Source organism: Nocardiopsis valliformis DSM 45023 (assembly GCF_000340985.1).
Classification (GTDB): Bacteria; Actinomycetota; Actinomycetes; order Streptosporangiales; family Streptosporangiaceae; genus Nocardiopsis; species Nocardiopsis exhalans.
Genome location: NZ_ANAZ01000002.1, coordinates 386,635 through 412,510, shown reverse-complemented (window position 1 = coordinate 412,510; position 25,876 = coordinate 386,635). Strand labels below are relative to the sequence as shown.

The window sequence follows — 25,876 nt, the reverse complement described above, 5'->3', positions numbered from 1 at the left end:
CGCTCCCGGCCATCGCTCCGGTCCCGGACCGGCGCCGACTTCTTCCCCGCCCTGCGACCGGGCCCGTCCGTTGCTGCCCGGTTTCGACCGTGCTCGGAGGCGGACCGGCTCCAGACGGTGTACATGAGGGGCCCGCGCGCATAGTGTTAGAGACTAACGTGTTATCAACTAACACCAATTGTCTCGAGGATCATGGCGCACTGGCGTGAGCAGAAACGGGAGCGCACCCGGAACGCACTGCGGGAGGCGGCGTTCCGGCTGTTCGCCGAGCACGGGTACGAGGACACGACCGTCGCCAGGATCGCGGCCGAGGCGGGCGTCTCGCACATGACGTTCTTCCGATACTTCCCCACCAAGGAGGACGTCGTCCTGCAGGACGACTACGATCCCCTGCTCGAAGAGCTGATTCGGGCCCAACCACCGGACAAACCCGCGCTGCGTCGCGTGCGGGACGCGGTGATGAGCGCTGTGCCCGCCGTCTACGCACGTGAGCGGGAGGCCCTGCTGCTGAGGTCCCGGCTGCTGCTGACCACCCCGGCCCTGCGTTCCCGCATGGGAGAGAGCATGGACGGATCACGCAGCGCCTTCGAGAGGGGACTCAGCGATCCGGAGGCGGCCGCAGCGCCGCCGATGGCCGCCCGTGTCGTCGCGTCCGCCTGTACCGCCGCGCTCACCACCGCCATCACCGTCTGGGTCGAACAGGACGGTGAGACGGACCTGCCCGCACTGATGGACCAGGCCTTCGACGCCCTCGAAAACTCCGGAGCCCGCAATGGCTGAGGCGGTCGGCGCAGACGAAGTCATCTCCGTGGCGGATCTGAGCGTGCGCTACCGCGGGGCCGACGGGGACGCGGTGCGTCAGATGGACTTCACCGTGAGGGCCGGGGAGATCTTCGGCTTCCTCGGCCCCTCCGGGGCCGGCAAGTCCACGGTCCAACGCGTCCTGACTCGGCTGCTGCGCGGTTACGAAGGCAGCGTGAGCGTGCTCGGCCGACCGCTCCCGGAATGGGGCAGGGACTACTACGAGCAGATCGGTGTCGGGTTCGAGCTGCCCGCCGAGTTCACCCGCCTCACCGCGAGGGAGAACCTGGAGGCGTTCGCCTCCCTCTACCGCGGCCCCGCGGCGGACCCCGCCGGGCTGTTGGAGCGCGTCGACCTCACGGATGCTGCGGACCAGCGGCTGAGCACCTTCTCCAAGGGGATGAGGATGCGCCTGAGCCTGGCCCGGGCCCTGCTCAACCGTCCACGCCTGCTCTTCCTGGACGAGCCCACCTCGGGTCAGGACCCCGTGCGCGCGGCGCGGCTGCGCGAGGTCGTCCGGGCCGAGGCGGACCGGGGCGCCACCGTCTTCCTCACCACCCACGACATGCGTACCGCCGAGGACCTGTGCGACCGGCTGGCCTTCGTCGTCGACGGCCGGATCGCCGCCGTCGACACCCCTGACGGCTTCCGCCGCCGCTACGGACGCCCCGGCGTGGTGGCCGAGTACGTGACCGGTGGCCGCACCCGCCGACGCACCTTCGACCTCGCGGACCTGGGCGCGGGCGGTGAGCTGTCCGACCTCGTGGCCTCGGGGGCGGTCACGACCCTGCACACCCGCGAGGCCACCCTCGACGACGTCTTCGCCGAGGTCACCAGGGTCCGGCTGTGAACCGGCTCGCGGGCACGTTCGCTCTGGAGGTGAAGGTGCTGTGGCGGTACGGGGTCGTGGCGATCGCCGCCGTCCTCGCCGTGCTCTGGACCGGACTGCTGCTGGCGCTACCCGCGTCGGGCGCACAGGCACTGGTCCCCTACCTCCTGTTCCTGGACACCGCCGGGTTCGGGGCGCTGTTCTCGGTCGCCCTGCTCATGTTCGAACGGGTCGAGGGAACCGACGCCGCTCGCGCGGTCACCCCCGTCAGCCCAGGAGAAGCCGCGCTCGTGCGCGTGGGTGCGCTGACCCTGCCGGTCGTCGCCATGGCCCTGCCCATGATCGCGGTGACCGCGCCGCAGGGGCGTTTGTGGGGCGCGCTCGGTTACACCACGGCCGGGGTCGCGCTGACCTCGGTCCTGCTGGTGGCCGCCTGCCTGGGGCTGGGTGCGCTCACCCGAACCCTCCAGGGCGCCCTGCTCGCCACGGCCCCGGTCATCGCCCCGCTCGTCGCGGTTCCGGTACTGCACCTGGCCGGTGTCGTCCAGAGCCCGCTGCTGTGGGCCGTCCCCACCACCGCGGGCGCTGAACTGATCAGCCGGGGCCTGACCGGGCGGGAGGGGATACCGGAGGGGCCCGGCTGGGCGGTGGCGCTGTTGTACGCGGTCGTGTGCGCGGCCGCCCTGTGCTGGTGGGCGGCTCGGCAGAGCACCGTCACCGGAGAGGGGAGGGCGGACCGGGGCGGAGGGCCCCCTTCGGTTCGTGCCACCCGCAGGGGGACCGCCGCCCGGGCGCGTTCGGGGCCTTCCGCCGGGCCCGGGAGGCGGGGCCACCCGGTCCTGGCCCTGGCTCGGTACGAACTCGTCGGCGGGCGGCGCGACCCGCTGCTGCTGGCGGTGGCCCTGGCGCCCCTGCCCCTGGCATTGGTCCTGCGGTGGGCCTATCCGGCTCTCGCGGAGTACCTGCGGTCCGCCCACGGTTTCGATCCCGTGCCGCACGCCTCCGCCGTGTTCGGCGCACTGGTCCTGCTGCACGTGCCGGTGATGGTCGGCACCGTGGTGGCGCTGCGCGTGACGGAGGACGTCGACGACCGCGTCCTGCTGGTGCTGCGCGTCTCTCCGCTGTCCCTGCCCGCCTATTTCGGGTTCCGGACGGGGACGGCCCTCCTTCTCGCCCTGGTCGGACTGGCGATCGCTGTTCCCGTTTCGGGGCTGGGCCCGCAGGTGTCGCCGGGTCTGGTCGCGGCCGTGCTGCTCGCCGCGCTGTTTGCACCCCTGGTGGTGCTGGCCACCGCCGCGTTCGCGGGCAACAAGGTCGAGGCGCTGGTCGTGGTCAAGGGGGTGGCGGCCGTGTCCGTCCTGGTCCCGGTACTGCTCTGGGTGCTGCCCGGACTCTGGTGGTCTCCGCTACTGGTCCTGCCGCCCACATGGTCGCTGCTGGCCCTGCCCGGGTATCCGGGCGACGGGGTTCCTCCGTGGACCGTCCTGCTCGGCGGGCTCGTGACCGCTGCGGCCGCCGCCCTGGCCCTGGTCCGGCGGATACGGTCACGGCTGCTCGGATGACGTTCCGGTGCGAGGCCCGGAAAGTGCCCGTACTCACTGGCGCTGCGCCGGTCACCGAGCTGTGAGCGGCTCCGGTCCCGGCTGATCGCCGGTACGGGATCAGTGCCGGAAGTTGGTGCGGGCTTGGTGTGGCAGCGGAGCCCCGGTGGGCGGTCTCCGCAGACCATGGAGGGTGGGCCAGGCAGCCCGACCGCACCCGTGCGCTCCGTTGGAGGGACGACCGTGACCGAGCTCAGGTACGAGGACAGGACCGACTTCGAGAACGCCGACCGCGGCTTCGTCGCCAAACTGACCCCGGGTGTGGTCCGCGACGCCCGGGGCAACGTGGTGTGGGACATCGACGCCTTCTCCTTCCTGGAGGGAGAGCGTCCCGACTCCGTCGATCCGAGCCTGTGGCGCCAGTCTCAGCTGTGCGCCAAACAGGGGCTGTACGAGGTCGCCGAAGGGATCTACCAGGTCCGGGCGCTGGACCTGTCCAACATGACCCTGATCGAGGGCGAGCACGGGGTGATCGTCGTCGACCCGCTCATCTCGGCCGAGACGGCCGCGGCGGGGCTGGCCCTGTACCGGGAACACCGCGGTGAGCGGCCCGTGACGGGGCTGCTCTACACGCACTCGCACCTCGACCACTTCGGCGGTGCCCCCGGGGTGATCGACCCGGAGCGGGACGACGTGCCGATCCTCGCGCCGGAGGGCTTCCTGGAGCACTCCGTTGTGGAGAACGTCTACGCCGGGCCCGCCATGCTGCGGCGGGGCATGTACTACTCGGGCGCGAACCTGGGAATCGGTCCCACCGGGGTGGTCGGCATGGGGCTGGGGCCGACCGTGTCGACGGGCACACCCGGCCTGGTGCCGCCGACGGTGGACATCAGCCGTACCGGCCAGGAGGAGGTCGTGGACGGGGTCCGGTTCATCTTCCAGATGACGCCCGGCACCGAGGCGCCCTCGGAGATGAACTTCCTGCTGCCCGACCACCGGGCCCTGTGCATGGCGGAGAACGCCACCCACAACATGCACAACATCCTCACCCTGCGCGGCGCGGTGGTGCGCGACGCCCGGATCTGGTCGCGCTACCTCAACGAGGCGATCCAGTGCTTCGCCGATCGCGCGGACGTGCTGTTCGCCTCCCACCACTGGCCGACCTGGGGCCGCGAGAAGATCGTGGGCTACCTGTCCGAACAGCGCGACCTGTACGCGTACATGCACGATCAGACCCTGCGCCTGCTCAACCAGGGGCTCACCGGCCCGGAGATCGCGGAGGAACTGCGGCTACCGGAGGGGCTGGAGGGGGCCTGGAACACCCGGGGCTACTACGGTTCGCTGTCCCACAACGTGAAGGCGATCTTCCAGCGCTACCTGGGCTGGTACGACGGCAACCCGTCCTCGCTCTGGGAACACCCGCCGACGGAGAGCGCGAAGAGGTACGTGGACACGATCGGCGGGATCGGCGCCGTGCTGGCCAAGGCCCGCGCCTATGCCGACGAAGGCGACCTGCGGTTCGCCGCCCAGCTGCTCAGGCACGCCGTGTTCGCGGAACCGTCGAACCCCGACGCCAGGGAGCAGCTCGCCTCGGTCTACCAGCGGCTCGGCGAGGGAGCGGAGAACGCCACCTGGCGCAACTGCTACCTCACCGGCGCGAGCGAACTGCGCGACGGGGTGGTCAAGACGGAGCTCGGCTCGTCGAGTCTGGCCGCCATGCTCACCGTCACGCAGCTGTTGGACACGATCTCCATCCGGGTGAACGGCCCCGAGGCCGCCGGGACGGCGCTGACCATCGAATGGAACATCACCGACCTCGGGGAGAGCTACCGCTCCCAGCTGTCCAACGGAGCCTTCGTCCACTGGCCCGTCCAGGGGAGCGGAGGCGGTCCGGACGCCGACCTGACCCTGAACCTGACCAAACCGCAGTTCCTCGGCCTCCTCGCGAACGGGGACACCGCCGGACTCGACCACAGCGGTGACCTGGGTACCGTCCAGAAACTCATGGGCGTGCTGGACCAGCCCGACCCCAACTTCGCGATCGTCACGCCCTGACCGGGCCCGGGGTCGAGGCCGAATGCGCGGGCCCCGGCCCCGGCGTCGGGTTCAGGCTCTGTTCGGGTTGGTGGCCTTGCCGTCGAGCCAGAGCTCGTCGGAGGCGTCCCGGTGGCTGCCGGAGGTGCCCACGTGCTTGGCGTCGATCTTCGGCCCCTTCTTGATGACGTGGACCAGCGCCATCGCGTGGCCGCGGCCCAGCCCGTAGTCGTCGGCCAGCCACTTGACGATGGTGCCCGCCTTGACCGAGGGGTCGTCGTAGCCCTTCTCCTTGGCGAGGTCGACCAGCGCGCGCGGCACCAGTCCGGTCTTGTCCTCGATGGTGTCCAGGTAGGCCTGGAACGACATGGGGCTCTCCTTTGGGAAAGGAATCCGGAACCCGATGCTCGCACCCGCCTGAGACATTTCCGGGGAAGCGGGCCCGGCTCGGTTCCCGGTGCACCGGCTCAGTCCCCGAGGTACCTGCGGAGCGCCTCCCGGTGTAATGGCGCAGCCGAATTTGTCCCCTTGGTCGGTGAAAGCGCCCGGGTGTCGCTCTCTGGACGCGGGCAGAGAGCGGTGGCCTGGTATCGGTCATCCGATAGCCGTATGTATAAGTCGTGGCCTGTGTTCATAGAGTCAAGGGCACGCCCCAAAGGGAAGTAATATCGTGACCCACCTGACCTGAACGGGCGGCGGGAAGCTCGGACCTCGGGGGCAGGGCGGAGACAATGAACCTGGAGCGTTGAACCGATGGCCGATCCTCATGGGGACGACGCGGCTGTGCCCGCGGGCGAGATCATTCTGTACAACACCGATGACGGTCGGGCACAGGTCCAGTTGCGCTTGGTCGGTGGCACGGTTTGGCTCACGCAGGCAGAGATGGCCGACTTGTTCGACACCGGAGTGCCGAACATCAACAAGCACATAGCTGCGATCCTTGAGGATGGAGAGCTGTTGGAGGATCGAACTATTTCCTATCAGGAAATAGTTCGTCAGGAAGGCTCGCGGCGTGTCCGTCGTGAGGTCAAGACCTACAACCTGGACATGATCCTCGCTGTCGGTTACCGGGTCCGTTCACTGCGGGGTGTCCAGTTCCGCCAGTGGGCGGGCACGGTCCTCACCGAGTACCTCGTCAAGGGCTTCGCCATGAACGACGAGCGGCTCAAGGAGCCCGGCGGCTTCGACTACTTTGACGAGCTTCTTGAGCGGATCCGCGAGATCCGTGCCTCCGAGAAGCGCTTCTACCAAAAAGTCAAGGACGTCTTCACCACGTCTGTGGACTATGACGGTTCCTCTGCCGCCGCTCGTACCTTCTTCGCGACCATCCAGAACAAGATCTGTTATGCGGTCACGGGGCACACGGCCGCTGAACTGATCATGAAGCGTGCGGACGCTGCCAAGCCCAACATGGGACTGACGACTTGGAAAGGCTCGGTTGTCCGCAAGGTCGATGTCACGGTGGCCAAGAACTACTTGTCCGAGGAAGAGCTGAGTGAGTTGAGCAGGCTCACGACCATGTTCCTGGACTACGCCGAAGACCGTGCCCGCCGCCGCCAGCAGACCACGATGGCGCAGTGGAGCGCACATACGGACAGGTTTCTCGATTTCAACGAGCGTCCGTTGCTCGATGGCCCTGGCCAGGTCTCCAACGTCGATATGAAACGTGCGGTGAGCAGCAAGTTCGACGAATTCGACGGGCGGCGTCGCGCGGCCGCTGACGCTAACGCTGAGGAGGAAGCGAACCGTGACCTGATGGCTGAACTAGAGAAGGCCCAAGCAGCGATCGAAGAGGGTAGGCCTCCCCACCCCTGACAGAAGGCCCCTACCAGCGGCAGTCCCCGAGGTACCTGCGGAGCGCTTCCCGGAGGAACGGGGGCAGGTTCAGGGAACTCAAGTGCTCGGGGCGGAACCAGTCGAGCTTGACGCCCTCGGTGAGGGTCAGATCTCGGGCGTCACCGTTCCAGGTGGCCGCGAACACGGTGACGACGTCACTCGACCCGCCGGGGTCGGGCACCTCGAAGAGTTCGACCAGGTCCTCGACGGCGAGCCCGGCCTCCTCGTCGAGTTCGCGGACGATGGCCTCCCGGGGGCTCTCTCCAGGGTCGCAGCCCCCGCCGAGCGCGGACCAGCGGCCGGGCCAGGCGATACCGGGGATGTCGTCGCGCAGGTGGAGGAGGAGCTCCCCACGGGAGTTCTCGATGAGGGCGACGGCGCCGCGCGGGAGTTTGGACTGTGGCTGATCGGTGCCCATGCGCCCCACGGTAGGCGGTCAAGGGAAACCCGGGGCGACGCGCGGGCATCCCACGGGGGAGTCCCCGACCAGAAGTGAGTTCCACCGATGTCCCTGACCCGAACCCTGACCGCGTTGACCGCTGCCCCTCTGCTGTTGGTGGCCGCCACCGGGTGCGGCCTGATCCCGGTTCAACACAGCAATGAGCTCACCGTCGTCACGTGCGCGGAAGAGTCCACGGAACCGGTGTGCGTGGAGAACGGCCCCGCCACCGAGGAAGAGCGAGAGGCTGTCGAGGAGCTGCTGGACCAGACCGCCGAAGTGGTCGTCTACCGCTTCCTCACCGAGGTGGAGGTCTTCGAGGAGCTCACCGAACAGGGGGAGCCGGCCGAAGACCTGCGGCCGGGCGACTTCGCGTCCCGGTACGTCATCGAGCTCCAGGAGAGCGAGCAGCGAGAGGAGCTCGCTTCGGCCCTCGCGGAGCAGTGCGGGGTCGGGGAGGTCTTCTTCGCGGAGGACCCCGCCGACCCCGACGTCACCTTCCCCGGCTCGGCCGAGGACTGCTGACCCTCAGACGGCTCCGGCGCCGCGAAGGAGAGGGAAGCGGGAAGGGGTACCCCGGCCAGCGGGTCGGGGCACCCGTTCGTGTCAACGCTTGAGAGTGCTCAGGAGGCTGGACCACTCGCCACCCTGGAAGGAGAGGTAGCCGCGTTCCCTGTGCTGGGTGTCGCGGACCAGGACCTTCTGTCCTTCCGCGACCTCCACGCAGTTGCCTCCACCGCTTCCGGAGTAGCTGCTCTTGTGCCATCCGATCTCAACACAGTTGCCACCGCCGCCACCCGAGTAGCTGGACTTGCGCCAGCCCATCTGCTCGGCCTCGTCAAAAGTCACCTTGTGCCTCATTCTTCAAATCGTTCGCTTCGTACGCGTTGGATGCGCTTGACGGATTCCTCCGGGTTCAGGCACTGTCCCTGAGCTCTCTGGAAGATCTGCGAGAAGAGCTCAACCTCGTGATCCTTCTCCAAGTACAGGGCCCCAGCTCTGTACTCGACCAGAACGACGTCCTCAAAGCTGACGTTGGGTAGCACATCGGGGAACTGCATGATGACGAAACTGCCCTCGCTGCCGTAGTGGGCTCCTACTTCGAACGGCAGGACACGCAGATCCACGTTGGGCAGTTCCGCCCGTTCAAGAAGCGCAGCGAGCTGGTTGCGCATGACTTCCGCGCTACCGACAGCTCGGTAAAGAGCGCTCTCGTTGATGACGGCGTTGAACCTGAGCGGATTCTCGCTGGTCAGTCGCTTCTGACGTTCCATGCGCACTGTCACGTGTGCCTCTACCTGCTCTTCAGGACCGGCGTCAACATCAGTTGAGAGCACCGCGCGAGCGTAGTCCTCCGTCTGAAGAAGACCCGGAATGAGCCCATCCTCATAGTTGGAAACGGTATGCGCCTCGGTTTCCAGCCCGATGTAGGACTCGAACCATTCGGGGATCTCACGATGGCGCTGCCACCAGCCGAGCTCCTTCTGCCCAGCTAGTTCGACCAACTTGTCACGAATGTCCTGGTCTATGCCATAAAGGTCGGCCAGCCGGTACACCACGACTTTGGGAAACGGGTTCTCCGCGCGCTCGTACTTGGTCAGCGTGCCTTGCGTGAACCCCGCGATCGAGGCCGCCTTGGTGACCGTGAAGCCCTGGCGCACACGGGCGTCACGCATGACGCGCGCCACGATGCGGCGAGCGACGGAAGCTGCGGGCTGGCCCACGTGCCCCTCCTTGGAGTGGTTGATTACCCCCAAGTTTGGCGCACGTTGTCCCATAGGGCCAACTTCTCGCATACTTGCTTTGGGAATAATTCCCAAAAAGTGCTTGCACTGAGTCATGATTCGCTACAGACTGATTCCAAGATGAGGTCGCCTCTCAAGAATGATGGGGGAGGCGGTCCTCTGGGTCTTGTTTGGAGGAGAAACCATGGGCAGTGAACGGGTACCTGGGCCTCGGCGGCCTCGGGGTGGGGTGGGGGTGTGGTCGCCGCGATGGGCCTACTTCGGCGGTAACACCACGGATGTGGCGCGGGTGCGCGAGTGGTCCGTGCGCGATGCCCTGCTCCAGAACGGGCGCGGGTTCTGGGTCGAGCTGGTCTTCAGCGAGCTGGCCAGCAACGCCGTCGAGCACACCGCGACCGGGGAGCAGCACGGCCGGATGTGGGTCGGTCTCGAACTCCTCAGCGACCAGGTCGTGCTGCTCAGCGTGGTCGACCAGGGCCGCAAGTGGGGCGGGCCCTTCTCCACACCGCAGCTCGTGGACCGGCAGCCCGGTGAGATGAACCCGGGCGGACGCGGGCTGTGGCTCGTGGACCGAATCGCCGAGTACTGGTGGTGGGAGGGCGAACTGGGCATGCCGCTGGAGATGCGGGCCATGGTGCGCCTCGACCGGGAACCGGACTTGGGCGAAGCCTGGTACGACCTGGCCAGCTGAACAGCCGAACAGCACCAACCGACACGGCGGGAAGCGCAGCCCGGGTGCACACGGGCCATTGACACCCGCTCCCTATTCCCCCACCCCACCCCTTCACCAGTCCGCGCCAGCACTCAAGAATGCAGAACGCCCCGGGTCGGTGCTACCCACACCGGCCCCGGGGCTGATCAACCCCCTGCCATGAACAGGAGATCAACTGTGCAGAACTGTACCGGCGGCCGCCACCGCAGGCCCCGACTTTCGATGACTTCCCGCCTGTGGTGGGTGTTCGCTTCCGCGGTGGCCTGGAGTCTCGCCCAGGTCATCGGCGCTCCCACGCGGACCGAACCCCTCCCTCGACCCCGCCCGGCGCTCACCCCGGCACCCCGCCGCCTCGAACTGACCCACTACCGGGAACCGATCCCCCGCCCGGAACCGATCGTCCACGACACCCTGCCCGACGACCTGCCCGACGACCTGATCGAGCTCTGGCCGGAACACGAGCATCCAGCGGGCCCTCTCGCCCGCCCCTACCTGCTCCGGGGGTGAAACCCGGCCCCCTCACGGCCCTTGACCGCCTTATGTATCCAGCAGCTGGGTGACGGTGTGTTCCCCGATGGCGCCCAGCAGCGGGTGTTCCTCGGCACTGGCGGCCAGCAGCGCGGCGTAGAGGATCGCCCAGGCGCGGGCCCGCTGCCAGGTGTGGTCGTCGAGGCCGGTCACGTGCTCGCCCGTGCCCGCCCGGCGGTCCAGTTCGGCGCGCAGGCGGGCGCGGTCCTGCGGGGTGAAGGTCAGCCAGGCGACGGCGAGGTCGGAGGCGGGGTCGCCGGAGGTCAGGTCGCCGAAGTCCAGGACCGCTGCCAGGGACAGGCGGCCCTCGGCGCGGGTGCGCGTCTCGGTGCTCACCAGGATGTTGGCCGGGTGCAGGTCGCCGTGCAACCAGAGCGCCGGGCCGGTCCATTCGGGGGTGTCGACCAGCTTCTCCCACAGGGCGAGCAGCTCCGCCCGGCGGGGGATGCCGCTGTCGGCGAGACGCTCGCGCAGCTTGGCGTCGCGTACGCGCAGGGGCACGCCCCGGAACGGGTTCTCGGGGGCGTCCCCGGGTGCGGGCACGTGTAGTCGGGACAGGAAGAGGGCGAGCGGTTCGACCAGTTCGGACCGCTCGCCGACCGGCGCCTCGGCGGCGGTGCGGCCCTCGAACCACGGGTTCACCGACCAGTGCCAGGGGTAGTCAGAGCTGGGGTGTCCCAAGCGCAGCGGGGCCGGGACGGGGACGCCCACTCGTTCGGCGATCTGGGGCAGCCACCGCTGCTCGTTCACGACCAACTGCTCGGCCGCCGCGCGTCGCGGTATCCGGACGCACAGCTGCTCGCCCAGGGTCAGGATCGTGTTGTCCCAGCCGTTGGCGACCACCGCCAGGGGCAGTTCGGCGAGGTCGGGGTGCTGTTCGCGCAGCAGCTGACGGACGAGTTCGGGGGTGATGGCCACTTCGGCGGGAGGCGTGCGCATCACCCCAGTATTGGCCACGAGTCCGGCCGGGGCTCAGCAGCGGGCCCGGGCTCAGTAGTAGACCGCGAGTGGTCCGTTCGGGCCGTCGATGACGTTCACCGGGGTCTCGAACACCCGGGTGAGGACGTCGTCGGTCATGATCTGCGCCGGGGTGCCGAACTCCACCACGGAGCCGTCCTTGACCGCGCAGATGTGGTCCGCGTAGTGGCCCGCGAAGTTGATGTCGTGCAGCACGATCACGATGGTGCGGTCGAGTTCCTCGGCCGCGCGGCGCAGGTGCTTCATCATCTGCACCGAGTGGCGCATGTCGAGGTTGTTGAGCGGTTCGTCCAGCAGCACGTACTCGGTGTCCTGGGAGAGCACCATCGCCACGTAGGCGCGCTGGCGCTGCCCGCCCGAGAGCTGGTCGAGGTAGCGGTCCTCCAGGTCGGTGAGGTCCAGGAAGTCGATCGCCCTGCTCACGACCTCCTCGTCCTCGACGGTCAGCCGCCCCTTGGAGTAAGGGAAGCGCCCGAAGGCGACCAGCTGGCGCACGGTCAGCCGGGTGATGAAGTGGTTCTCCTGGCGCAGCACCGAGACGATTTTGGCCAGGTCCTTGGAGGGCGTCTTGGTCACGTCGTACCCGGCGACCTCGATGGCCCCCTCGTCGATGCCGAGCAGGCGGCCCACCATCGTGAGCAGCGTCGACTTCCCGGCGCCGTTCGGTCCCACCAGCGCGGTCAGTCCGCCCTTGGGGATCTCCAGGTCGACGGGGCCGATCGCGACCTCGCTGCTGTACTCCTTGCGTACACCTTTGAGGGTGATCACAGTCGGCCCTTTCTGAGGATGACGAACAGGAACACCAGGCCGCCGACGAGCTCGATGATGATCGAGACCACGCCGCTGGCGTAGAAGATGTTCCGCATGACGAAGTAGGCGCCGCTGAGCACCACGAAGCAGGTCAGCGCGGCGACCGGGAAGACGTAGCGGTGGTCGTGGGTGTCGGCGAACTGGTAGGCGAGGGTCGCCACCAGGAAGCCGAGGAAGGTCATCGGTCCCACCAGCGCGGTCGAGACCGCCATGAGGATCGACACCAGGAACAGCACGCGCATGGTCTCGCGGCGGTGGTTCAGGCCCAGGCCCGTGCTGGCGTCCCGGCCCAGCGCCACGATGTTGAGCCGGCGCGAGCTCAGTACCAGCAGGGTCGCGGCGGCCAGGCACAGCGGGACCGCGATCGGCAGGTAGGAGGCGTCGGCGTTGGAGACGTTGCCGAACAGCCGCGCGGCCAGCACGTCGAACTCGCTCGGGGTGAGCAGTCGCTGCATGAAGGCGGAGACGGAACCGAGCCCGCCGCCGATGATGATGCCGATCAGCAGCATCACCTGGAGGTTGCCGTACTTGCCGGACAGCAGCCAGCCGTACAGCAGCATGGCGAAACCGACCATGAGGGCGATCTGCAGCAGGAACTGCGAGACCCCCTGGATGGCCAGGATCCCGGCGACGCCCAGGAAGTACACGGCGCTGGTCTGGACGGCGATGTAGAGCGCCTCGAACCCCATGATGGACGGGGTGATGATGCGGTTGTTGGTGACGGTCTGGAAGCTCACCGTGGCGATGGCCTGGCAGATCGCCACCACGGCCATGACCACGATGTTGGTGGCCCGCATCTCCGCGATGCGCCAGAAGCCGCCCGAACCCACCGGCATCGGGTTGTCCCAGGCCAGCAGGCCGAACGCGAAGCCGACCGCCAGAACCGAGAGCACCGCGACGACGGTCCAGTAGCGGCGGCGGGCGCGCCCGGTGGACAGGGTTCGGGACGTGCGCTCGGGGCGCCCGGCGGACGCGGCGGGCCCGGCGGAATCGGCGCGCTCGGGTGGTGCGGCGAGCGGTTCGGTCACCCGGGGAGGTCGCTGGGAACTCGGCGGGTTCGCGGGGGAAGCGGTCGACTCAGCCACGGCGGCGCTGCCTCAACAGGAGAAGGATGAACACGGCGGCGCCGACGACCCCGAGGATGAGGGAGACGGGCACCTCGAAGGGCATGATGATCGTCCGGCCGATCAGGTCGCACACCGTCACGATGCCGATGCCGAGCAGGCACACCCACGGCAGGTTGCTGCGCAGGTCGTCGCCGCGCAGCATCGAGACGACGTTGGGCACGATGAGCCCGAGGAACGGCAGGTTGCCCACGACCACGGTCACCACACCGGTGGCGATCGCGATCAGGCCGGTGCCCAGCAGGATGATCCGGTTGTAGTTCAGGCCGACGTTGGTGGAGATCTCCTGGCCGAGCCCGGCGACGGTGAAGCGGTCGGCGATGACGAACACCGCGACGGCCACGAGCGCCACGATCCACAGCATCTCGTACTGCCCCCGCAGCACCGAGGTGAAGCTCCCGGCGAACCACACGCCCAGGTTCTGCAGCATGTCGGTCTGCAACGCGATGAAGGTCGACACCGCGCTGACCACGGCGCCCAGCATGATGCCCACGATCGGGACGATCAGCGAGGAGCGCAGGGTGACCCGGCGCAGGAACAGGAAGAACACCAACGTGCCGATGAACGCCGCCACGACGGCGCCGAACATGCGGGTGCCGATGCTCGCCCCGGGGAACAGGATCATCACGGCGAGCAGGCCCAGCCCGGCCCACTCGGTGGTGCCGGTGGTGGTCGGCTCGACGAAGCGGTTCTGCGTCAGCAGCTGCATGACCAGACCCGACATCGCCATCGCGGCACCCGCCAGCACGAGGGCGATCGTGCGCGGGATGCGGGTGATCGCGAACATCTCGGCGCCGTCCTCGGCACCGAAGACGTCGTACACGCCGGTGGTCAGGGAGAGCACGAGCAGGGCGGCCACGACGGCGACGCCGACGAGCAGCTTCCAGTCGAAGAGCTTTCCGCCGCGCCGGGTGCGCGACCGCTTCGGGGTCGCGGCCGGGGTCGCGGTCCTCATGAGCGGTCGACCCCTTCACAGCGGCACGCGCCGACGGTGGCGGGGGCACCGCCGTCGGCGCGTGTCCTACGGGTGGAGCGGATCAAGCCTGGGCCTCCAGCGCGTCGGCGAACGCGTTGAAGAACTCGGTGTAGGTCTGGATGCCCTCGTTGGTGTAGGTGTCGAGGGGCATGTAGACGATCTGCTCGTTCTCGACGGCGTTCACGCTGGCGAGCGCTTCGGACTCGGAGAGGATCTTGTCGGCTTCCTCGTACCCGGCCTCGTCGGCGGCGACGGCGGCGTCGCGGTCCATCACGAGGATCCAGTCGGGGTTGGAGTCGGCGATGGCCTCGACGGAGATGTCGTCGCCCTGGTGGTCGTCGCTGGCGCCCTCGACCTGGAGTGCCGGGGTGAGACCGAAGATGTCGAAGGCCGGGCCGAGGGTGCGGCCGACGCCGGGGGCCAGGTAGCCGATGTCGCCGCCGGAGGTGGTGACGGCCATGACGCTGTCGTCCTCGTCGTAGGCCTCGTTGACCCGTTCGACGGCGGCGTCGAAGTCCTCGATGAGCTGCTCGGCCTCGTCCTGCTTGTCGAAGATCTCACCGAGCACGCTGATCTGCCGCTTGAGCTCGTCGTCGAAGGGCTCGCCCTCACGCGGTTCGAGGTTCAGGATCGTCGCGTCGGGGACCAGGGAGGCGATGTCGTCCTGGTGGTCGGTGAAGCGCTGGCCGTTGATGACGAGGTCGGGTTCGGCGGCGACGATCGCTTCGAGGTCGGGCTCGCGGTGCATACCGATGTCGACGAGCGACTCGTCCCGGGTGTAGTCGATCGTGTCAGGCATGAGCGAGACGGCGGCGGCCGACAGTTCGATGTCCCAGTCCGACAGCGTCTCGAAGGTGCGGTTGTCGAGGGCGACCACCGACGCGGGCGGCGAGGTCACCGTCTGCGTGCCGTTGTTGTCCTCGATCTCGATCGTGGAGCCGTCAGCGGCGGCGGAGTCGTCGGAGTCCTGTGCGTCGGTCGAGCAGGCGGCCAGGACCAGGGACGATGCCAGAATGAGCGAGAGCGCCGTGACGGGACGACCGGGGGACTTCATGGTGGTTACTCCTTCGATTGCTGACGACGAAGGAGAGCCTAACCTAACCATTTGGCGTTATGTGCAACGGCGTCCCGTTTGAGACGTTGCCCTCAATTCCTGCTGCTCTGACCAGCGCTGATGTGCGGGCCCGGCGCGGGGCGGAGTCCTGTGAAGGAGGCCGTCCAGGGAAAGGGGGCGCGCCTCCTTCCCACAGGGGTGACCAGCGGGTAGCAAAGCAAGGGAGCTGGAAAATCAGGGGTGCAGGCACCCCTATCCCGCGTCGTGCGGGCGCCATGGAACCGCGGCCCGCTTCGGCCTAGCGTGGGACTATCGGCACCACCGGATTCGGAGGTGCCACCGACATCGGGGAGTGTCAGCACCCATGGCCAACAGCACCACCGGAACCCGGGCAACCGACCAGGGGGCCACCAAGGTCAGGGGCAGCGACTTCGCCCGGTTGTCCCGGCGCATCCAGGACGCCGGACTCATGGAACGCACCCCCGTCTACTTCGCGGTGCGCCTGAGCCTCATCGCCCTCGCCTTCGTCGGCTCATGGGTGGCGTTCTTCCTGATCGGGAACTCGTGGTGGCAGATCGTCACCGCCGTCGCCATGGCCGCCGTGTTCGGCCAGGTGGGGCTGGTCTCCCACGAGCTCGCGCACCGCCAGATCTTCAGCGGCCGCCGCCTCAGCGAGGGCATCGGCCGGGTCGTCGGCAACCTCGGCATCGGCCTGGGCTACGGCTGGTGGCAGGACAAGCACACCCGCCACCACGCCAACCCCAACCACGAGGAGCACGACCCGGACGTTAACGCGGACCTGTTCGTCTGGTCCGAGGGACAGGCCGAGGCGGCGCGCGGCATCCCGGCCTTCTTCGGCCGGTACCAGGCCTTCCTCTTCTACCCGGTCCTGCTGCTGGAGGGGCTGAACCTGCACTACGGCAGTGTGCGGGCGCTCTTCAACCCCTCCACCAAACAGCGGGTCCTGGAGGGCGCGCTGCTGGCGGCACACTTCGTGCTCTACCTCGGCGCGGTCTTCGTCGTCCTCGACCCGCTCCAGGCAGTCGTGTTTATCGCGGTCCAGCAGGGGCTGTTCGGGGTCTACCTGGGCTGCATCTTCGCGCCCAACCACAAGGGCATGCCGACCCTGAAGAAGGGCGAGAAGCTCGACTTCCTCCGCAAACAGGTACTGACCTCGCGCAACGTCCGCGGCGGCGGTTTCACGGACCTGGCGCTCGGCGGGCTCAACTACCAAATCGAGCACCACCTCTTCCCGAGCATGCCCAGCCCCCACCTGGCCAAGGCCCAGCCGATCGTGCGCGACTACTGCGCGGAGATCGGGGTGCCCTACCACGAGACCGGTTTCGTCCGCTCGCACGTCGAGGCCATCACCCACATGCACAAGGCGGGCGCCCCGCTGCGCGCGAGGACACCCGCCTGATCCGAAGCGCTGACCCACCACTGCTAAGGGCCCTTCGGCGCGGACCGCCGCCGTGCCGGCCGCCTAGGGCGAGCCCCAGGCCGCGGTGACGGCGCCGGTCGTGGCGACCACCGCCGCGTGCTTGGCCAGCACGTCGAGTGTGTGGGTATACCGGTCCCGGTTGTAGGAGGCGGTGGCGTCCGCGGCCAGCACGGTGTGGAAACCGAGCTGGAAGCCGTCCCGTACGGTGGCGTCCACGCAGCAATCGGCGGTCAGACCGCACACGGCCAGCCAGGTGACCCCGTGGCCGCGCAGCCGCTCCGCGAGGTCCGTGCCGTGGAAGGCCGAGTAGTGCCGCTTGACGACGACCTCCTCACCCGGGGCGGGCACGACCCCGAACCACTCCGCGCCTGAAGTGCCCGCCAGGCACGGTTCCTTGGCGAGCCTGACCTCCCTCGGCTCCCGAGCGATGCCGCGCAACCAGAGCGAGGACCCCCACGGCTCGTCGGGGTCCTGCTCCAGGGCCGCCCAGACCACCCGGACCCCGGCGGAGCGCGCGGCTCGGACCAGCTCGGCGACGCGCTCCACCGCCTCCGTGACCCGGCCCTGGTCGCTCTCGGCGAGCCAGGGGAGCCGCTCCGGGTCGGCGAAGTCCCGCTGGACGTCGACGACCAGGAGCGCGGCCTCTCCCCGAGGGGCGGGGAGAGGCCGGGAGCCCCCGGACACGTCGATGATGTGTCCGGTCACCGATGTGCCTTCTCGGGTTGGAGCAGTGGCATGACCCGCTCCCCGAAGGCCCGGAGGTCGGCGTGGTAGTCCGGGAAGATCAGCATCAGCCCGTCCAGCTCCGCCTCCACGACCAGCTCACGCACCCGCGCGGCCACCGTTTCCGGTGAACCCGTGACGAACGGGGTCTGGAACACCTCGTCCGCCGGACAGTCGGCCGTCAACGACAGCGCCTTCTCCAGGGGCAGACCCCAGGAGCGCTTCATGTTGACGATGGCCTCGACGTCGGCGCCCCGGCCGAACTCGGCCCTGCGAGCCTGGGCCGCGGCGTCGGTCTCGTCCATCACCACGGTGAGCATCGAGTAGGTGCGGATACTCCGCCCCTGCCGCTCGGCCCCCTCCTTCACGCGTCGGCTCGCCTCGCGCAGCCCGGGAAGGTCCTGGGCGGTGAGGAAGGAACCGTCGCAGTGGCGGGCCTGGAACCCCAGACCGGCGGGAGAGCGTCCCGCGCCGATCAGGGTGGGCGCAGGGCTCGGGTGCGGTAGTGAACGGCAGTCGTCGAGCTGGAGGAACTCGCCGTCCATCGTCACCGAGTCCTCGGTCCACAGACGCCGCAGCGCGGTGGCCCACTCCTCGGTGTACCGGTAGCGGTCGGCGTGGTCCAGGTCCTGCCGCCAGAGCCCCATCTGCTCGAACTCGCGCGCGTAGGCGCCGACGACGATGTTCATTCCGGCGCGCCCGCCGCTGATCTCCTGGAGCGTGGTGAACATCTTGGCGGCCAGAGCCGGGTGGAACAGGTTGGTGTGTACGGTCGCCCACACCTTGACGCGGTCGGTGGCCTCGGCGAGCCCCGCCATCATCGTCATGGACTCCAGGGTGTGTTCCCAGTGCGCGGTCGTGCCGCCGTAGCCACGCCACTTGCCCATGGACATCACGAAGTCGAAACCGTGGGCCTCGGCGAGGACCGCGGCCTCGCGGTTGTACCCGTAGGTGGCCTCCGGGTGCGGAGCGGTCTCGGACACGATCCAGCCGCCGCTGCCGATCGGGAGGAAGACCCCGTACTCGGTCGCGTCGGCCGGGGTTCCGTCTGGTACTGCCAACGTGCGCTCCTCTGTCGTCCCTGTTCGCGTGGTTACTGTCGGGGCGTGCCCCGCCCGACCGGTCACTCCTCGACGGGCCAGACGACCTCGGTCGCCACGTGGACCGCCTCCAGGTAGCGCGGCTCGAAGAGCGGCTCCAGGTCCGGCAGGTCGTCCAGGGCGCCGTTGTCCAGGAGCGTCTGGCCCTCCTGCTCGGTCATTGCGAGGTCGATGTAGCCGTTGGGCTGGTCGTCCGGGGTGGAGGCGCCCACGAGCTCGCGTTCGGTGTTCCACACCTTCAGGTTGTGCTCGGTGTCGAACCCGGCCTCGTCCAGGTCGGCGGCGTACCGCACGCACTCCTCGCCGTTCTCCGTGCAGTGGTCGAAGGCCCTGGCGACGGCACGCAGGAAGTCCTCGACGACGGTGTGGTGCTCCTCGGCCCACTCCGGGTTGGTGGCCATCACACCGAACGAGCCGACGACCCCGAAGTCCTCCGGGAGCCATTCGGTGTAGTCCTCGTCCATGGCGTCGAGCTGGTGGGGCTCGTTGGAGCGGAAGCCCGTCAGCGCCTGGACTTGATCGCGGGGCAGGATGCTGGGGTCGTAGCCCGCCTCGACCTGGTCGATGGAGTCGACGTCGACGCCGGCGGAGACGAGCATGGCCTCCAGCGGCGCCGGGATCATGCTCTGGTGGCCGAGGGTCTGTCCCTCCAGCTCCGTGAGGTCCTCGATGTCGGTCCCGGTGAGCAGCGAGGAGATGGGGACGTGGCCGTAGGTGGCGATGCCGATGACCTCGTGGTCGCGCTCGTTGGCCTGGAGGATCTCCGCCTCGTTGCTGGTGGGGGTGAAGTGGGCAGTGCCTGCCGAGACCAGCTGAGCGTTGCCCATGACGTCGCCGTTGCCCGGCTGGATCTCCACGTCCAGGCAGAGGGCGTCGAAGAGGCCCAGGCCGTCCGCGGCGATGACCTCTAGCTGGGTGACGGAGGCCTGGTAGTGGTAGCCGGTGATGTAGGTGATGGTCCCGGCGGCGGCGTTGGCTTCGCAGCGCTCCTCGTCGATGACCGAGGCGGCCTGGGGGGTGTCGCCTGGGTCATCCGTACCGCAGGCCGAGACGAGGAGTCCGGCGGCCAGGAGCACGGCGATCGGGCGGAGCTGCCGGGGGCGGGGGTGGCTGGGGGTAGGGGCGGGCATGTGTGTTCCGTTCATCGTGAGGGTTCTTGCTGGGAGTCGTGCCAGAACAGCAGTCGGCGTTCGACCGCTGTGACCAGCGCGAGCATCAGGACACCCATCGCGGCCAGGCAGGTGATGGCCGCGTAGACGTAGTCCAGGCGGGCGGTGGCCGCGGAGTTGCGGATCATCGTCCCGAGGCCGCCGGAGGACCCGGCGGCGACGAACTCCGCGACCACGGCACCCACGATGGACAGGGGGAGCACCACCCGGAGGGCGGCGAGGGTGTACGGAAGGCTGCTGGGGATCCGCAGGCGGAACAGCACTTCCAGGCGGGAGGCGTGCAGGGTCTGGAAGACGTGCAGGACCGGGGAGGGGACCGAGCGCAGGCCGGTGGTCACGTTGATCAGCACCGGGAAGAAGGTGATGATCGCGGTGACCACGACCTTCGGGGTCATGCCGAACCCGAAGGCCACCACCAGGGCCGGGGCAATGGCCACGACCGGGGTCACGTTGAGGACCACGGCCAGGGGCATGAGCGCCCGCCGGACCAGCGGGATCTCCGACATCAGGAGGGCGAGGACGAAGGCGGTCCCCGCGCCGAAGGCCACACCGACGAGGGCGATCCGGAGGGTGGCCCAGGCGTTGCCCAGGAAGAGCAGCGGGTCGCCGACCAGGGTTCGGCCGACCTCGGACAGCGTGGGCAGGATGTACGGGTGTTCCTCGGCCACCGCCGACCAGGCGAAGCCGAGGACCACCAGGAGCACGGCGGTGGGCAACCAGACGGCGGGGTGGAGCGGGGAGCGCCGCCGGGTACCAGAGCGCCGCGGGGCGGTGCGCCCGGCCCTGGCGGACCGGGCCCGGCCGAAGAGGGGCCAGCCGAGGAGGTGCTGGCCGAGGAGGGTCCGCCCGGAGCGGTTCCGGCCGGAGTGAGTGCCCTCGGGGGCGTTGCCGGGGGCGTTCCCGGCCGATGGCTCGGGGGTGGGCCCGTGGGGCGGGGCGGCCACGTCCGTCCTCTCCTTCACCGGACACCCGCCGGGGGGATGAGGTCGTCGGGGGCGGCACCGCTCTCCCAGGCGCTCTGGAGGCAGGCGCGCACGCGCTGCTCCAGGTCGTTGGTCCGGAATCCGCTCACGACCTCCCGGTCCCGGGGCCGGGGCAGGCCGATGGGCAGGACCTCGTGTACGCGGCCGGGCCGGGCGGACATCACCACGACCTGGTCGGAGAGCGTGACCGCCTCGTGCACGGAGTGCGTCACGAACACGACCGTGGTCGCCCGGCTCTGCCACAGGGCCAGGAGCTGGATCTGGAGCGCCTCCCGGGTGAACTCGTCGAGGGCGGAGAACGGCTCGTCCATGAGGAGTACGTCCGGCCGGAGCCCGAAGGCACGGGCGATCGCCACCCGCTGGCGCATGCCCCCGGACAGTTCATGGGGGTAGCGGTGGGCGGCGTCGTCGAGACCGACCGCGCGGAGGAGTTCGTCGGGGGAGTCCCCGTTTCGCTGTGCCCCCCGGTTGACCTTCGAGGGCAGGGCCACGTTCTGGCGCACGGTGAGCCAGGGCAGGAGGGCCGGTGTCTGGGGGACCAGGCCCACGGCCTTGCGTCGGCACAGTTCGCGCGGGCTCTCCCCGAAGAGGGAGACGCTCCCGTCGTCGTGGCCCTCCAGACCGGCGATCACCCGGAGGAGGGTGGACTTACCGCAGCCGCTGGGGCCGATGAGGCTGACGAAGTGGCGGTGCCGGATGTCGAGGTCGATCCCGGACAGGGCGGGCCGGTCGGGGTCGCCGCCCGGATAACGCTTGGTGAGGCCCCGTATCTCGATGTGATCGTTGGTCACGTCGGGTCCGTGACCGGAATCGGAGCGTTCGTTTGCAGGGTACGGAATTCCACCGTGCGCCCTCCGTGTGAGCCGTCCTGGGCAGGGTCGGGCCAGGACGTCGTGGGAGAGCGGGCGGAAGCGGCGAAACGGTCGACGGCCCGCGGGGTCGTTGACCCGTCAAAGCTAGAAGTGAGGCGTCACCGGCCGGTGAACAGTTGATCACGGAGAGGTATCGGGGTGGTGATGTTTCCTTCGGGGGAAACGACGACCACGGCGATCCGGGTGTGTTGTAGGGCGATCGTGAGCCAGGCGTCGGCGCTGAACAGCCGAGCGGCCTCGGGGCTCACCGCCAGGAGGGGGTGAGCGCCGGGGAAGGTGCTGTCACGCAACCACAGCAGTTTGAAGGCGTTCGAGATGATCTTGTTGCGATGGCTGGACTTGAGCTGTCCCCGTATCCGGGTGCTCTGGACGAGCACGTTGGGCGGGTCGCCGTCGGCTCCGTCCACGGCGACCCGCGTCCCGTCGGGCAGTGAGAACTCGCGTGGCGCGAGCCGCAGGCCGAGGTGCTCCGCGAGCGCGTCGACCAGATCCGGGCTGCCGACTCGTGCGGTGCCGTGGGGCGGGGAGCCTTTCGCGCAGGGGGTCATGGAAGGGACGATATTACACACGGGCCCGACGGGGCCGGCCTTGTGCGGTTGTGCGCGTCACCTTCCCCCGACCGGCTACCGTTCTCCCTGGTCCCAGCGGAAGAGGCGGACGGCCAGGGCGGTGAGGACGGCCGCGGTGCCTAGGACGACCAGTACCGAGAGCCAGGTCGGGTGGAGCTGTTCCCAGCCCGGGGTCAGGGAGAAGAAGAGGTCGGCGAGGAAACTGGGCGGAAGATAGCTGACCGCCTTCGCCAGGCCGTCCGGGAGCATGCCCATCGGCAGGAACATGAAGGACAGGAGGTAGGAGGCCATCTGCACGAACATGCTCGTGTGATGGGCGGAGTCGGCCCCGCCCGCCACCCCGCCGATCAGGTAACCGGCGGCGCCGAACATCAGCAGGCCCAGCAGGGAGACGCCGAACAGGGCCGGGATGTCGGCGGGGGCGATGTGGCCCAGGGCCGTGCCCGCCGTGATGAACACGGCCAGCTGGAGCAGGACCAGGGCCAGCCGGGCCGGCATGTGGGTCAGCAGCAGGTGGGCCCGGCTGACCGGGGTAGTGCCCAGCAGGCGCAGGGAGCCCCGGGTGCGCAGGTTCGTGACGGGGCCGGAGGTGGCGGTCAGCGGGGCGCTGGTCACGGTCAGCAGGAGCAGCATCGGGATGACCAGCTGCCCGAAGGTCAGCCCGGTGCCGGTTCCGGGGATGGCCTCGGCCATGGCGAGGAACAGCGCGCCCAGGGCCAGGGGTAGAAGGAAGGCGGCTAGGGAGTTGCGCCGGTCGCGGAGGAACTCGCGGGTGTGCAGCCCCAGGAGTTCGCGGGTGGCGGAGAGCGGGGGCGCGGCGGCGGTGGCCGGACCCGTGGCGGTGGGGTTCGGGCCAGCGGGGGTGGAACGCGTGTTCATCGGATCTCCTGGCTGGTCACGGTCTCGGCGTCGGCGTCGGCGAGTGAGCGGCCGGTGAGGTCGCGGAAGACCTGTTCCAGGCCGAACCCCAGGCCTCGGTCGGCCTGCTCGGGCGCGTAGCGGGAGACCAGGTCGGCCGGGGTTCCCAGGGCGGCGACGCGGCCCCGGTCCAGGAGCGCGACCCGGTCGCACAGCTCGGCGGCCTCCTCCATGGAGTGGGTGGACAGCAGGACGGTGCCGCCGCCGTCCCGGTGGCCCCGGACCGCCGCCCACAGGTCGCGGCGGGCGTTGGGGTCCATGCCGGTGGACGGTTCGTCGAGGATGAGCAGCTCGGGCCGGGAGACCAGCGCGGTACCGACCAGCAGGCGTTGGCGCTGACCGCCGGAGAGCCGGTGCACGCGCACGTCCCGCGACTCGTTCAGGCCCATGCGTTCCACCACCTCCTCGGGGTCGGCGGGGTTCGTGTGGAGCGAGGCCCACAGGCGCAGGGTCTCCGTGACGGTCTGGTGCTCGAACAGCGCGGCCTGCTGGGGTTGGACCGCGACGCGCTCACGGACCTCGGCACGATGGCGGACCGGGTCCAGGCCCAGGACCCGGGCGCGGCCCTCGGTGGGGGTGCGCAGCCCGGTGAGGATCTCGATGGTGGTGGTCTTGCCCGCGCCGTTGGGGCCGAGGAGGCCCAGGATCTCGCCGTGGGCGGCGGCCAGGTCGATCCCGGCGATCGCGGTCACCGTGCCGTACCGCTTGACCAGCCCGGTGGCCTCCAGCGCCGGTGCGTGGTGGCTCATGTGCTGCCTTCCGTAGGGGGTACCTTATCTTTCAGAGTGGCAATTACTTTCCAACTTGGCAAGTGGTTCCCGTAAGGAAAGTTTTCAAGCGAGGCGTCTGTGGTGACGCGGAGCACGAAGACGGGGTTTCGGGGTTGAGCTCAACATTGGTTGAGGCCCTAAGGTCGGGCGGACCGCATCGAATCTGGAGACCGAACCCGGTGGAGGACGCCGTGACTTCCCAAGCCCCCCAACGCGCGACCTGGAGGGCGTGGCTGGCCCTCGCTGTCATGACACTTCCCCTGGTCATGGCGGCCACGGACATGACCGTGCTGTTCATGGCCCTGCCCGCGATCGCCGCCGACCTCGCGCCGGGCAGCACCCAGATGCTGTGGATCCTGCACGTGGGGGAGTTCCTCGCGGTCAGCCTGGTCCTCACCATGGGCTGGCTGGGCTCCAAGATCGGACGTCGCCGTCTGCTCATGACCGGGGTGGCCGTCTACGGGACCGCCTCCCTGGTCGCGGCCTTCGCGCCCACCCCGGAGGTCCTGATCGCGATGCGGGCCCTGATGGGCATGGCCGCGGCCACGATGACGCCGAGCATCCTCGGCATGCTCCGCGTGGTCTTCACCGACGCCCGCCAGTTCTCCGTGGCGGTCGCGGTGGTCATGAGCTCCTTCTCCGCCGGAATGGCCCTGGGACCGCCGCTGGGCGGGGTCGTCCTCGAACACTTCTCATGGGGCGCGGTCTTCCTGATCAACGTCCCGGTCGCCGTGCTCCTACTGGTCTGCGCGCCGCTGCTGCCCGGCCACCGGGAGCGGGTCGAGGGGAGCGTGGACCTGCTGAGCGTCCTGCTGTCCATGGGGGCGATCATCAGCGTGATCTTCGGTCTCCAGGAGATCGCCGACCGCGGCGCCTCGGGCGCGGAGGGCCCCGTGTGGCCCTACCTGATCCCGGTGGCGGTCGGCCTGGTGCTCGGAACACTGTTCGTCCGCAGGCAGCTGCGCCTGCCCGAACCCCTCATGGACATGCGGCTGTTCGCCGTCCCCGCCTTCGCCGTCTCGCTCGGCGCCCTGCTGCTGATGCTCCTGGCCTACGGCGGCGCGGACATGCTGCTGGTGCAGTACTTCCAGAGCACGCTCGGGCTCTCACCCGCCGAGACCGGTCTGCTGATGGTCGTCCCGGCGCTCGCCTCGATCGTCGGGGGGATGGCCTCGCCCCTGCTGATCCGCTGGATGCGCCCCTCCGCGGCCATGGGCGGCGGTCTGCTCGTGGCCTCCGCCGCGGGGGGAACCTTCGCGCTCCTGGCGGGGCAGGTCGGCGCTCCCTTCCTGATCGCTCTGGCCACGGTGATGGCCACGGCCCTGGGCCCGCTCTTCACCCTCGCGATCAACCTCATCGTGGTCAGCGCCCCGGTCCGCAAGGCGGGGTCAGCGGCGGCGATGGGCGATGTCGCGGGAGGCTTCGGGGCCGCGCTCAGCATGGCCTTCCTGGGCAGCATGGCCGCGGTCGTCTACCGGCGGGGCCTGGGTGGCGCCGGGCTCGACGACCTGCCCGAACCGCTTCGGGAGGAGGCCGGGGAGAGTGTCGGCGGGGCCATGGGCGTGGCCGGACAACTCCCGGCGGAGGAGGCGGGACAGCTGCTGGACGCGGCCTTCGGAGCCTTCACCACGGCGGTGCAGTTCGGCTACGGCTTCGGTGCGCTCCTCCTGGCCCCGGTGGGCGTGGCGGTGCTGTGGCTGCTGCGCCACGCCCGCCTGGACTCCACCGAGGAGACCGATGCGGGCGGTGCCGAGGGTGCCGCCGGGGACGGTTCCGGGGGCGGAGACACCGGTGGGACCGGGGTCGGGCCCGAGGTCGGGGCCGGGACCGAAGACGGGGCCGGGGCGGGAGTACGCGGCGCCTGAGAGGGAAAGGGGTGTCCCGACTGGATGAGGTCGTGGTGCGCGACCGGGACCAGGGGTGA

At 69.3% G+C, this 25,876-nt stretch carries 27 protein-coding genes; 10 read left to right on the top strand and 17 right to left on the bottom strand.

Translation table 11 applies throughout. From position 1 onward, the window contains the following. The first annotated feature begins 192 nt into the window (after positions 1 to 192). The 4 genes from D457_RS0102475 (at position 193) to D457_RS0102460 (ending at position 5,226) form a co-directional block, all read left to right on the top strand. Entirely contained in the window at positions 193 to 780 is a 588-nt protein-coding gene (locus tag D457_RS0102475) for a TetR family transcriptional regulator (protein WP_017579055.1), read from the top strand. Further along, positions 773 to 1,651: an ABC transporter ATP-binding protein gene (locus D457_RS0102470; RefSeq protein ID WP_017579054.1), complete on the top strand. Its 879-nt coding sequence runs from the start codon at positions 773 to 775 to the stop codon at positions 1,649 to 1,651. Before D457_RS0102475 ends, D457_RS0102470 begins: the two co-directional genes overlap by 8 nt. Continuing rightward, a complete protein-coding gene (locus D457_RS0102465; protein ID WP_017579053.1) occupies positions 1,648 to 3,192 on the top strand; it encodes a fluoroquinolone export ABC transporter permease subunit in 1,545 nt (514 codons plus the stop codon). The genes D457_RS0102470 and D457_RS0102465 overlap by 4 nt, the downstream gene beginning before the upstream one ends. Before the next feature lie 222 nt (positions 3,193 to 3,414). After that, the gene (locus D457_RS0102460) at positions 3,415 to 5,226 is read left to right on the top strand and encodes an alkyl/aryl-sulfatase (protein ID WP_017579052.1); all 1,812 of its coding nucleotides are present in this window, start codon (positions 3,415 to 3,417) and stop codon (positions 5,224 to 5,226) included. A 51-nt stretch (positions 5,227 to 5,277) separates the two neighbouring features. Here D457_RS0102460 and D457_RS0102455 read toward each other — a convergent pair whose 3' ends face one another. Further along, positions 5,278 to 5,574 (bottom strand): DUF4287 domain-containing protein, encoded by a 297-nt coding sequence (locus D457_RS0102455; protein WP_017579051.1) that lies wholly within the window; start codon positions 5,572 to 5,574, stop codon positions 5,278 to 5,280. Positions 5,575 to 5,958: 384 nt separating this feature from the next. On the opposite strand from D457_RS0102455, the gene D457_RS0102450 reads away from it, so the two are divergent. Beyond that, positions 5,959 to 7,020: a virulence RhuM family protein gene (locus D457_RS0102450; protein WP_017579050.1), complete on the top strand. Its 1,062-nt coding sequence runs from the start codon at positions 5,959 to 5,961 to the stop codon at positions 7,018 to 7,020. A gap of 10 nt (positions 7,021 to 7,030) precedes the next feature. On the opposite strand, the gene D457_RS0102445 is transcribed toward D457_RS0102450, so the two are convergent. After that, positions 7,031 to 7,459: an NUDIX hydrolase gene (locus D457_RS0102445; RefSeq protein ID WP_017579049.1), complete on the bottom strand. Its 429-nt coding sequence runs from the start codon at positions 7,457 to 7,459 to the stop codon at positions 7,031 to 7,033. Positions 7,460 to 7,546: 87 nt separating this feature from the next. Between D457_RS0102445 and D457_RS0102440 the strand changes: the two genes are divergently transcribed. Next, positions 7,547 to 8,005, top strand: a complete 459-nt coding sequence (locus D457_RS0102440; protein ID WP_017579048.1) for a permease-like cell division protein FtsX — start codon at positions 7,547 to 7,549, stop codon at positions 8,003 to 8,005. An 81-nt stretch (positions 8,006 to 8,086) separates the two neighbouring features. Here D457_RS0102440 and D457_RS0102435 read toward each other — a convergent pair whose 3' ends face one another. Continuing rightward, a complete protein-coding gene (locus D457_RS0102435) occupies positions 8,087 to 8,329 on the bottom strand; it encodes a DUF397 domain-containing protein (RefSeq protein WP_338042980.1) in 243 nt (80 codons plus the stop codon). 8 nt (positions 8,330 to 8,337) lie between these two features. Then, a complete protein-coding gene (locus D457_RS0102430; protein WP_017579046.1) occupies positions 8,338 to 9,204 on the bottom strand; it encodes a helix-turn-helix domain-containing protein in 867 nt (288 codons plus the stop codon). Positions 9,205 to 9,460: 256 nt separating this feature from the next. Between D457_RS0102430 and D457_RS0102425 the strand changes: the two genes are divergently transcribed. Beyond that, positions 9,461 to 9,916 carry an ATP-binding protein gene (locus D457_RS0102425; RefSeq protein WP_017579045.1) on the top strand — a complete coding sequence of 152 codons (456 nt, stop codon included), beginning with the start codon at positions 9,461 to 9,463 and terminating at the stop codon, positions 9,914 to 9,916. Positions 9,917 to 10,114: 198 nt separating this feature from the next. Continuing rightward, positions 10,115 to 10,444, top strand: a complete 330-nt coding sequence (locus tag D457_RS0102420) for a hypothetical protein (RefSeq protein WP_051072837.1) — start codon at positions 10,115 to 10,117, stop codon at positions 10,442 to 10,444. 30 nt (positions 10,445 to 10,474) lie between these two features. Here D457_RS0102420 and D457_RS0102415 read toward each other — a convergent pair whose 3' ends face one another. From D457_RS0102415 to D457_RS0102395, 5 genes are all read right to left on the bottom strand, one after another. After that, on the bottom strand, positions 10,475 to 11,404 hold the full coding sequence (locus D457_RS0102415; RefSeq protein ID WP_026116253.1) for an aminoglycoside phosphotransferase family protein: 930 nt from the start codon (positions 11,402 to 11,404) through the stop codon (positions 10,475 to 10,477). 51 nt (positions 11,405 to 11,455) lie between these two features. Continuing rightward, entirely contained in the window at positions 11,456 to 12,211 is a 756-nt protein-coding gene (locus D457_RS0102410; RefSeq protein WP_017579042.1) for an iron ABC transporter ATP-binding protein, read from the bottom strand. Next, on the bottom strand, positions 12,208 to 13,281 hold the full coding sequence (locus D457_RS0102405; RefSeq protein WP_017579041.1) for an iron chelate uptake ABC transporter family permease subunit: 1,074 nt from the start codon (positions 13,279 to 13,281) through the stop codon (positions 12,208 to 12,210). The genes D457_RS0102410 and D457_RS0102405 overlap by 4 nt, the downstream gene beginning before the upstream one ends. A gap of 49 nt (positions 13,282 to 13,330) precedes the next feature. Beyond that, positions 13,331 to 14,332, bottom strand: coding sequence for an ABC transporter permease (locus tag D457_RS0102400; RefSeq protein ID WP_017579040.1), 1,002 nt, complete (start codon positions 14,330 to 14,332; stop codon positions 13,331 to 13,333). An 82-nt stretch (positions 14,333 to 14,414) separates the two neighbouring features. After that, complete coding sequence (locus D457_RS0102395) at positions 14,415 to 15,407, bottom strand: siderophore ABC transporter substrate-binding protein (protein WP_017579039.1); 993 nt, start codon at positions 15,405 to 15,407, stop codon at positions 14,415 to 14,417. Between the two features lie 364 nt (positions 15,408 to 15,771). Between D457_RS0102395 and D457_RS0102390 the strand changes: the two genes are divergently transcribed. Continuing rightward, positions 15,772 to 16,827, top strand: a complete 1,056-nt coding sequence (locus D457_RS0102390) for a fatty acid desaturase family protein (protein ID WP_017579038.1) — start codon at positions 15,772 to 15,774, stop codon at positions 16,825 to 16,827. Positions 16,828 to 16,890: 63 nt separating this feature from the next. Here the strand turns inward: D457_RS0102390 and D457_RS0102385 are convergent, their stop codons facing one another. The 8 genes from D457_RS0102385 to D457_RS31740 form a co-directional block, all read right to left on the bottom strand. Continuing rightward, positions 16,891 to 17,553, bottom strand: coding sequence for a cysteine hydrolase family protein (locus D457_RS0102385; protein WP_017579037.1), 663 nt, complete (start codon positions 17,551 to 17,553; stop codon positions 16,891 to 16,893). Then, positions 17,550 to 18,632, bottom strand: coding sequence for an LLM class flavin-dependent oxidoreductase (locus tag D457_RS0102380; RefSeq protein WP_017579036.1), 1,083 nt, complete (start codon positions 18,630 to 18,632; stop codon positions 17,550 to 17,552). Before D457_RS0102380 ends, D457_RS0102385 begins: the two co-directional genes overlap by 4 nt. Positions 18,633 to 18,694: 62 nt before the next feature. Next, entirely contained in the window at positions 18,695 to 19,801 is a 1,107-nt protein-coding gene (locus tag D457_RS0102375; protein ID WP_017579035.1) for an ABC transporter substrate-binding protein, read from the bottom strand. An 11-nt stretch (positions 19,802 to 19,812) separates the two neighbouring features. Next, positions 19,813 to 20,784 carry an ABC transporter permease gene (locus tag D457_RS0102370; protein WP_017579034.1) on the bottom strand — a complete coding sequence of 324 codons (972 nt, stop codon included), beginning with the start codon at positions 20,782 to 20,784 and terminating at the stop codon, positions 19,813 to 19,815. A 14-nt stretch (positions 20,785 to 20,798) separates the two neighbouring features. Beyond that, positions 20,799 to 21,614: an ABC transporter ATP-binding protein gene (locus tag D457_RS0102365; RefSeq protein ID WP_017579033.1), complete on the bottom strand. Its 816-nt coding sequence runs from the start codon at positions 21,612 to 21,614 to the stop codon at positions 20,799 to 20,801. Positions 21,615 to 21,793: 179 nt separating this feature from the next. Next, positions 21,794 to 22,243: a hypothetical protein gene (locus D457_RS0102360; protein ID WP_017579032.1), complete on the bottom strand. Its 450-nt coding sequence runs from the start codon at positions 22,241 to 22,243 to the stop codon at positions 21,794 to 21,796. Positions 22,244 to 22,318: 75 nt separating this feature from the next. Next, on the bottom strand, positions 22,319 to 23,143 hold the full coding sequence (locus D457_RS0102355) for an ABC transporter permease (protein ID WP_017579031.1): 825 nt from the start codon (positions 23,141 to 23,143) through the stop codon (positions 22,319 to 22,321). Continuing rightward, a complete protein-coding gene (locus D457_RS31740; protein WP_017579030.1) occupies positions 23,140 to 23,931 on the bottom strand; it encodes an ABC transporter ATP-binding protein in 792 nt (263 codons plus the stop codon). Before D457_RS31740 ends, D457_RS0102355 begins: the two co-directional genes overlap by 4 nt. A gap of 269 nt (positions 23,932 to 24,200) precedes the next feature. On the opposite strand from D457_RS31740, the gene D457_RS0102345 reads away from it, so the two are divergent. After that, a complete protein-coding gene (locus D457_RS0102345; protein WP_017579029.1) occupies positions 24,201 to 25,817 on the top strand; it encodes an MFS transporter in 1,617 nt (538 codons plus the stop codon). Positions 25,818 to 25,876: the final 59 nt, after the last annotated feature.

Bases quoted from the DNA above. Each gene is read 5' to 3' on its own strand.
- D457_RS0102450 (WP_017579050.1), top strand. From the start codon at position 5,959: ATGGCCGATCCTCATGGGGACGACGCGGCTGTGCCCGCGGGCGAGATC.
- D457_RS0102390 (WP_017579038.1), top strand. From the start codon at position 15,772: ATGGCCAACAGCACCACCGGAACCCGGGCAACCGACCAGGGGGCCACC.
- D457_RS0102445 (WP_017579049.1), bottom strand. From the start codon at position 7,459: ATGGGCACCGATCAGCCACAGTCCAAACTCCCGCGCGGCGCCGTCGCC.
- D457_RS0102345 (WP_017579029.1), top strand. From the start codon at position 24,201: ATGACACTTCCCCTGGTCATGGCGGCCACGGACATGACCGTGCTGTTC.
- D457_RS0102395 (WP_017579039.1), bottom strand. From the start codon at position 15,407: ATGAAGTCCCCCGGTCGTCCCGTCACGGCGCTCTCGCTCATTCTGGCA.
- D457_RS0102355 (WP_017579031.1), bottom strand. From the start codon at position 23,143: ATGAACACGCGTTCCACCCCCGCTGGCCCGAACCCCACCGCCACGGGT.
- D457_RS31740 (WP_017579030.1), bottom strand. From the start codon at position 23,931: ATGAGCCACCACGCACCGGCGCTGGAGGCCACCGGGCTGGTCAAGCGG.
- D457_RS0102470 (WP_017579054.1), top strand. From the start codon at position 773: ATGGCTGAGGCGGTCGGCGCAGACGAAGTCATCTCCGTGGCGGATCTG.
- D457_RS0102375 (WP_017579035.1), bottom strand. From the start codon at position 19,801: ATGCCCGCCCCTACCCCCAGCCACCCCCGCCCCCGGCAGCTCCGCCCG.
- D457_RS0102360 (WP_017579032.1), bottom strand. From the start codon at position 22,243: ATGACCCCCTGCGCGAAAGGCTCCCCGCCCCACGGCACCGCACGAGTC.
- D457_RS0102455 (WP_017579051.1), bottom strand. From the start codon at position 5,574: ATGTCGTTCCAGGCCTACCTGGACACCATCGAGGACAAGACCGGACTG.
- D457_RS0102475 (WP_017579055.1), top strand. From the start codon at position 193: ATGGCGCACTGGCGTGAGCAGAAACGGGAGCGCACCCGGAACGCACTG.
- D457_RS0102400 (WP_017579040.1), bottom strand. From the start codon at position 14,332: ATGAGGACCGCGACCCCGGCCGCGACCCCGAAGCGGTCGCGCACCCGG.
- D457_RS0102415 (WP_026116253.1), bottom strand. From the start codon at position 11,404: ATGCGCACGCCTCCCGCCGAAGTGGCCATCACCCCCGAACTCGTCCGT.
- D457_RS0102440 (WP_017579048.1), top strand. From the start codon at position 7,547: ATGTCCCTGACCCGAACCCTGACCGCGTTGACCGCTGCCCCTCTGCTG.